Below are 7837 nucleotides of genomic sequence, written 5' to 3'. Positions count from 1 at the left end.
GCGCTGTGGTGGGCGGCAACGTGCTGACGGACGGCACGGACGACGTGTTCGGCGCCGACGGCGCGGCAGCCGGTGGCGGCGTGGTGGGCGTGCGGGTGGCCGGAGGCGACACCACGACGGCGGTGCAGACGGGCGTGAACACGGTCATTGCCGGCAGCTTCGGCACGCTGACMCTGCAGGCCAACGGCAGCTACAGCTACGACGGCAGCCCGAACGTGGTGCCGCCGGCCGGTGCGACCGACACCTTTGTGTACACCATCAAGGACGGCGACGGCGACCTGAGCACGACGACGCTGACGATCACGCTGACCGACGCCGGCCTGGTGGCAAGCAACGACGACATCACGGTCAACGAAGCGGCGCTGGCCACGGGCAGCAACCCGTCGAGCACGGCCGAGACGGCGGCCGGCACGCTGGTGGGCAACGTCAGCGGCGGTGCAGGCGGCTACAGCTACGCGCTGACGAGCCCGGCCGCAGGCAGCTTCGGCACGCTGACGCTCAATGCGGACGGCAGCTACAGCTACACGCTGACGCAGCGCTTTGACACCAGCCCGGATGCCAACAACGGCACCAACACCGAGAACAACCGCGACACCTTCACCTACCAGGCGACGGATGCCAACGGCAACACGGTGACCAGCACCATCACCGTGGACATCGTGGACGATGTGCCGACGGCCAGCAATGAAGGCACGGTCACAGTGAACGAAGGCTCCAGCGTCGGCGGCACGTTTGACTTCGTGGCGGGCGCGGACGGCGCCTCGATCACCTCTGTCAACGGTGTTGCGCCGGTGGGCGGCACGATCACGGTGACGACCGGCACGGGCCAGTTGGTGGTGAACGCTGCCACGGGTGCGTATACCTACACGGCCAACAGCAACACCAGCAGCCAGCCGCTGGACAACTTCACCTTCACCGTCACCGATGGCGACGGCGACACAACCACGGGCACCGTCAGCTTTGACAGCCTGGACGCCAACACCCCGACGGGCGGCACCACGGCGGCCTTTGTGGACGACGACGGCTTGAGCGGCGGCAACCCTGCCAGCACCACGGGCGACATCAACGCCAACCAGGGTGGCGACAGCAACGCAAGCGAGGCGATCTATACCGGCACGCTGGCCTTGAGTTTCGGCGGTGACGGCGCGGGCACGGTCAACTTTGCCTCGCTGAACGGCACCAGTGGCACGGTGGGCACCGAAACGGTGAACTACACGTGGAGCGGCAGCACGCTGACGGCGATCGGCCCGCGTGGCGAGTTGTTCCATGTGGTGGTGAACCAGACCACGGGCGCCTACACGCTGACGCTGGTGGACAACGTGCTGCAAGCGGCTGGCAACAATGAAACGAGCGCGCCGGTCGTAGGCCTCACCTACACGGTGACCGACAGCGACGGCAGCTCCACCACCGGCACGCTGAACGTGACCTTCAACGACGATGCGCCGACGGCCAGCAATGAAGGCACGGTCACGGTGAACGAAGGCTCCAGCGTCGGCGGCACGTTTGACTTCGTGGCGGGCGCGGACGGCGCCTCGATCACCTCCATCAACGGTGTTGCGCCGGTGGGCGGCACGATCACGGTGACGACCGGCACCGGCCAGCTGGTGGTGAACGCTGCCACGGGGGCGTACACCTACACGGCCAACAGCAACACCAGCAGCCAGCCGCTGGACAACTTCACCTTCACCGTCACCGATGGCGACGGCGACACGACCACGGGCACCGTCAGCTTTGACAGCCTGGACGCCAACACCCCGACGGGTGGCACCACGGCGGCCTTTGTGGATGACGACGGCCTGAGCGGCGGCAACCCTGCCAGCACCACGGGCGACATCAACGCCAACCAGGGCGGCGACAGCAACGCCAGCGAGGCGATCTATGCCGGCACGCTGGCCTTGAGTTTCGGCGGCGACGGCGCGGGCACGGTCAACTTTGCCTCGCTGAACGGCACCAGCGGCACGGTGGGCACTGAAACGGTGAACTACACGTGGAGCGGCAGCACACTGACGGCGACCGGCCCGCGTGGCGAGTTGTTCCATGTGGTGGTGAACCAGACCACAGGCGCCTACACGCTGACGCTGGTGGACAACGTGCTGCAAGCGGCTGGCAACAATGAAACGAGCGCGCCGGTCGTAGGCCTCACCTACACGGTGACCGACAGCGACGGCAGCTCCACCACCGGCACGCTGAACGTGACCTTCAACGACGACGCGCCGACGTTCACACAAATTGATTACGGCATTATTGCGAACCAGGCAGGGGTGCTTTCTGGCACCCACGATATGACCTTCGGCGCAGATGGGGAAGGGGTCATCAATTTGTCCGCGTTGACAAGCCTGAGTGGTGTCAATTATTCCGCCGTACAGCACAACCTCGACGGATCAACGACCATCACAGCCGGAACCGGCGCCAGCACGACCAACTTCTTTGCCCTGACCATCAACCCCGATGGGACGTACGAATTCGATTTGATCGACCCGCGTCCGTCGGTGACGAAGGTGGCTGATTTTGGCAGTGTCCAGGGCGGTGCGGCAGTGCCTTCGCTGACGCTGGGGACTGGCGCAGATGCCATCACCTTCACCGGTTTGGGCGGGGACCAGATCAAGCCGACGAGCGCTGGTTTTGGCGTGAACGACGGGAACCTGAACCCGGGCGATGACTTCAGCGTCACGTTTGCCGGCAACCAGGTGGACAGTGTGTCGTTTGCGGTCAAGCAGCAGTCCAGCTCTGACTTTGTCATGTCGTGGTCCACTGATGCAGGGGACGCCGGCCTGGTTACCTTCGGAGTTGATGGGTCATTCACCATTAATCCTTTGAATGATTTTTCGACGATCACATTTAATGTGACGGGCGGGAACGCAAAGGTGGATTCTTTTTCGTACAGTCAGAATCTTCTCCCGGCCGAGCAGGTATTGCAGTTCAGTGTTTCTGGGACGGATGGAGACGGCGATTTGACGGCGTCACAGACGCTGAATATCCAATTGCTGGGCGGAAGTGCTGGCGACCCGATCTCGGGAACCAGTGCCGGTGATGCGATATTGGGTACCTCGACAGGTGAATCGATCACTGGCGGGGCAGGGGACGACATGATGGCGGGCGGTCTGGGTTCCGATACGTTCAAGTGGAGCCTGGGTGATCAAGGCACCGTCGGAACGCCGGCCGCCGATGTGATCAAGGATTTCACACTCGGCATCGGTGGTGATGCATTGGACCTGAAGGACCTGTTGAGCTCCGAGCACGCCAACGCAGGCAGCCTGGATGCGTACCTGGACTTCTCTGCCAATGGCAGCGGCCAGACACTGATCTCGGTTCATGCGGCTGGTGCTGGCAGTGCGGTCACGCAGACCATCACGCTGGAAAATGTGCAATATGCGGCTTTGCAGGCTGCGGCGGGAGGGACATCCGACTCGGCCATCATCACCAAGTTGCTGGCTGACGGCAATTTGAAAACCGACGTCTGATCGTCGGCCGCCCGCTGGCCGGGCTGGTTTTTGCAGGGCAGACCGCGCAAGTGGCCTGTCCTTTTTTTATGCGGCTGAGATTTGGCTGACCGGATTGACCGACTTAGGGGACTTTGGGGCGCAGCCACGGCGAGGCGTCGGTGATGCTCTCGTCAAAGTCGTGGCTGCTGCGCCCGTACAGGCCCATCACGCGGCGCACGTAGGCACGGGTCTCGGGGAAGGGCGGTATGCCCTTGTAGCGGTCCACCCGGCCCTCTCCGGCGTTGTAGGCGGCCAGCGCATAAGCGATGTTGCCGCGGTAGTACGCCAGCAGCCAGCGCAGGTAGGCCATGCCGCCGCGCATGTTCTGCGTGGCGTTGTAGGCGTTGCGCACATTGAAGCGCTCGGCGGTGTCGGGAATCAGTTGCATGAGCCCCATGGCCGCCTTGGGCGACTGGGCGCCGGACTCGAAGTTGGACTCCACGGCGATGACGGAGAGGACCAGCCTGGGGTCGAGCGAATACCACGCACTCAGCGTCGTCGCCAGCGGGATCACCCAGCGCTTGCGGGCCGGCAGGGCCTGCAGAAACTGATCGATGGAGGGCGTGTTGCCGGACGCTAAATCGAGCTGCAGATCCCGGAAAACGCGTGTTGGCGCCTTCTCGGGCAACTGGGCCTGCGTCACGCAGGCGGGCAGTTCGGCTGAACTGAGCTGAACGCTGTCGAGCATCTTGCCTGCCTGCGCATGACCCTGCGAGGCGGCTTGGGAAAACAGGGCGGCAGCGAGCGGCCGGCTCTCGGGGACGCCTTTGCCAAAGGCATAGAGCACGCCCAGGCGATACTGCCCCTCAATGCTGCCTGAGCGGGATGCTTCGCAATAGAGTACGGCGGCGCGCCAGGCGTTGTCATCCGTGTCGACCGCCGACTCCAGCTCGTTGGCCTGCTGCATCAGACGACGCAGCGCGGGCGGTTCGTCCGCCAGCACGGCGGTGGGTGTCTGCAGTGCGCGGAGGTCTTGCGCGTGCACCGGGCCCGCGGGGATGCATGCAGCCCAGACCAGGCCAATGGCCCCAATGAGCCCAAGGGGCCATCTGGCAGGCACGGACTTCATGCAGTTCACGGCAATTCCAATCAATGCGGCGTGGCATGAGGAATCGGAATTGGAACCGGCCACGGCCTTTTAACAGTTGGTTACTTTACACCCGGTCCTGTTACGCCGTCAAATCCGAGCGAGGCCAGCAGCGGCAGGTCGCTGTCGGACTCGACGCCGAGCGCTATCACCACGATGCCGAAATTGCGTGCCACGTTGCACAGGCCCTTGAGGAATTCCTGGTTACCCGGGTTGTGGGCGATGTCTCGCACATAGCTGGGGTGGACCTTGATGTAGTCCAGGCCGAGGTCGGCGAGTTTGTCGCCTTCGGCAAAGCGCTGGCCGAAGTATTCGATGCCGACGCGGCAGCCCAGTGGTTTGAGGGTAAGAACCAGGTCGCGAAAGGCATCGAACTGTTTGAACACACCTTGCTCGGGCACCTCGAACAGCAGTCGCTTGCACATCTCGGGGTGGAATTCCAGCAGCATCCTGAGCTCATAGCGGAAGCTGAAGTCGGCGATGGTTTCGGCCGACAGGTTGACGGCAATGTCGCCGGCCGTGGTGCGCAGGTGGGCTATGGCGAGCCTGACCACCTCGAGGTCTATTGGCGCGCTGAGGTTGAGGTGCGCGGCCATCGGCATGAAGTCGCGGGCGGGCAGCAGTGTGCCGGCGTCGTCGATTTGCAGGCGAATCACGCCTTCCTGGTGGATGGCCGCAAGGTTGCCGCTGCCGACTACGCGGTGGAAGGCGAGCCGCAGTTTGCCGCTGGCGACGGCTTCGGTCAGCAGGCTGCGCCACTGCTCGGCGGGGCGTGCGGCGCGGCCGCTGTCGATATCGCTGGCATGCCAGCTGTTCGGGCCCTGGGCCTCGGCGAGTGCCAGGGCTTCGTCGGCGCGGCTGAGCAGATCGCCGATGGCCTGTCCGCGCTGGTAGGATACGGCCGCCAGGTGAAACAGGTCGGGCATTTCGGCCGCCCAGTTCGGCAGCCAGACCTGGTTCAGGCGCTGGTCCAACTCGTTGGCGGCTTGCACCGGCGAGGTGACGCCCGGACAGGCCAGGGCAAATTCACCGCCTTTCAGGCGCCCGGCCTGCTGGCCGAGATGCTCTTGTGCGCTGTCCTTGAGCACGCCGCCGAGCTGCTGGAGCAGCACATCCGCACGCTGGTGGCCGAGCCGGGCGTTCAGCATGTTCAGGTCTTTCACGCGCAGCATGATCAGCACGCCTTCGGCGCCGGAGTCCTCGCCCACCAGCAACTCGCGCAGTTGCGACAGGAAATGCTCGCGCCCGGACAGTCCGGTCAGCGCGTCCAGGTTGACCTTCTGGCGCAGCGCTTCCAGGCGCGCGGCCTCCTCGCTGAAAAGGGCTTTCAGGCGCTCCACCATGCTGTTCATGGCGCGCACCACGCTGCGCAGTTCGGGGGTGCGCGGTTCTGCGATGCGCAGGAAGCGGCGCTCTGCAATGGCCTCAGCCTGGCCCACCACGTCGCCCAGCGGCCGTGTGATGAAGCGTATGGCCAGCGTGCCGGCGATGCCGGTGATCACGCTGCCGAGCACAAACCACAGCAGCAGCTCCAGCGTGCCGTCCCACAGGCTCTTGTACACATATTGCTCGTGGCTGGCCAGGGTGAGCGTTCCATACTGTTTCCAGCCATCCTGGATCAGGGCCTGGCCGGGCGCTGCGCGGATCGGGATCAGCGCGGCGAACCAGGCCGGTGCGCCTTGCAATTGACCGGTGAAGATGCGCTCCACCAGTGTCTGGCCGGTGGGCGAAACGATGCGAATGAAGCGGTAGTGCCCGGCGTCAAACTGGGTCGCCACCTGCAGCTCGACCGTGACCTGGTCCTTGGGCAGCTGCGACAGCGACAGGGCCAGCGCCGTGGCGTTGTCGATGTTCTTCACTTGCAGCTGCTGCTCCAGATAGTGGCGCGCAGACAACACGCTGACGACCATGCTGCCGCCGAAGGCAATGGTCATGACCACGATGATGGCGATCCAGAGCTGTTTGATAAGGGACATGGTGGTAACTCGCTGAGTAAGGGAATGTATCAGGACGTGAGTGAGTCAGGACGTGAAGGGATCGGGGTTGAAGGGGTCACGGCGACAGGCCTTCCTGGCGCATACGGTCAAGCACATCGCGCCAGCGCGACAGGCGTGTCGTGGGGTCGGCCAGGGAGGAGGTGCCCCCTCCCACCCACAAGCCGGCGCTGTTGAAACTGAAGACCGGTGCGAGATCGCTGCGCATCGAGGCGGGGCGCACGCTGCTGATCAGGTTGTCGAGAATCAGTGGTTCATCGGTCGGCTGGGGATAAAACCCCAGCACCATGTGGGCCACGGTCGTGGTCGAACCGATGCGGGCGCGGACGTAAATCAGGCGTAAGCGATCGTTGCCGATGCCGAGCATCAGCAGCGTGACGTACTTGGCTATCGAGAAGTCTTCGCAATCACCGGCGCCACGGCCGATGAACTCGAGCGGAGTGGCCCAGTAATCTTCCTGCTGCCAGATGACGGCATCGCTTTCAAACAGGATGCGCCGGTTGAAGAAAGTGTTGACCTTGTCGAGCTTGTCCGCATCGGGCAGCGCGCGCGACTCTTCAATCAGCCGGCGCCAGGCCACCACCGTCTCGGCAGCCCGCGAGCCATAGCGCTGCATGGCCAAGGCCTGGGTCTTGTCGAGATCTGGCGCCGCGACCGACGCGCCCAGCGCCACCAGCAGGGCGAGCAAGCACCCCCTGCCCCAAGGCACGAGACAGGCGCGAAGGCCTTGACGTGTCATGGCAGCGTTCCACATGGCGGCAAGCCTAACCGAAAGCCGGCGGGGCAGCAAACCTGGTGCGTAGGTGATTGGCATCCCTTGAATAGGGGATATTCAAAGCAACATTTTGAAGCTATAAACGCTAACTCGAAACACTAATTAACAAGGTGGTTGCATGAAAGCGAACTTTTCAATAATCGCTGCGGCCGTGTTGACCAGCATGGCAGCACAGGCGCAAACATTGCCTGAGCCCATGGTGGACGCAGCGCGCAAGGCGGTGGTCAGCAACCCCGAGGTGCAGGCCCGCTGGCACGGCTTCCAGGCCGCCGGCAACGAACGAGACGTGGCCCGCGGCGGCTATTTCCCCCAGATCGACTTGCGCGCCGGCACCGGCCGCGAGAGCCGCGAGACGCCCTTGACCGACTTTGGCCGTTACAACTTCCGTGGCACGACGCTCACGCTCAACCAGATGCTGTTTGACGGGCTGTTCACGCCCAACGAGGTCAAGCGGCTCGGCTACGCCAAGCTCACGCGCTACTACGAGCTGCAGGAAGTC

At 64.0% G+C, this 7837-nt stretch carries 5 protein-coding genes; 2 read left to right on the top strand and 3 right to left on the bottom strand.

The genetic code is table 11. The annotated features are described in order from the left end of the window. A partial coding sequence (locus AC1DS5_RS24840; protein WP_477720911.1) for a beta strand repeat-containing protein occupies positions 1-3461 on the top strand: 3461 nt, incomplete at its 5' end. Between the two features lie 103 nt (positions 3462-3564). Here the strand turns inward: AC1DS5_RS24840 and AC1DS5_RS24835 are convergent. The 3 genes from AC1DS5_RS24835 to AC1DS5_RS24825 form a co-directional block, all read right to left on the bottom strand. Further along, a complete protein-coding gene (locus AC1DS5_RS24835) occupies positions 3565-4551 on the bottom strand; it encodes a transglycosylase SLT domain-containing protein (RefSeq protein ID WP_477720910.1) in 987 nt (328 codons plus the stop codon). Between the two features lie 80 nt (positions 4552-4631). Further along, a complete protein-coding gene (locus tag AC1DS5_RS24830; RefSeq protein WP_477720909.1) occupies positions 4632-6545 on the bottom strand; it encodes an EAL domain-containing protein in 1914 nt (637 codons plus the stop codon). Between the two features lie 76 nt (positions 6546-6621). After that, a complete protein-coding gene (locus AC1DS5_RS24825; protein ID WP_477720908.1) occupies positions 6622-7302 on the bottom strand; it encodes a transglutaminase-like cysteine peptidase in 681 nt (226 codons plus the stop codon). A 154-nt stretch (positions 7303-7456) separates the two neighbouring features. On the opposite strand from AC1DS5_RS24825, the gene AC1DS5_RS24820 reads away from it, so the two are divergent. Continuing rightward, the coding region (locus AC1DS5_RS24820; protein ID WP_477720907.1) for a TolC family protein at positions 7457-7837 on the top strand (381 nt) is incomplete at its 3' end.

This window comes from Polaromonas sp. P4_H1 (assembly GCF_056400945.1).
This window is presented reverse-complemented; position numbering and strand designations above follow the sequence as displayed.

What these genes read in the sequence shown, in the direction of transcription:
- AC1DS5_RS24825 (WP_477720908.1), bottom strand. Translation starts at nt 7,302, where the DNA reads ATGACACGTCAAGGCCTTCGCGCCTGTCTCGTGCCTTGGGGCAGGGGG.
- AC1DS5_RS24835 (WP_477720910.1), bottom strand. Translation starts at nt 4,551, where the DNA reads ATGAAGTCCGTGCCTGCCAGATGGCCCCTTGGGCTCATTGGGGCCATT.
- AC1DS5_RS24830 (WP_477720909.1), bottom strand. Translation starts at nt 6,545, where the DNA reads ATGTCCCTTATCAAACAGCTCTGGATCGCCATCATCGTGGTCATGACC.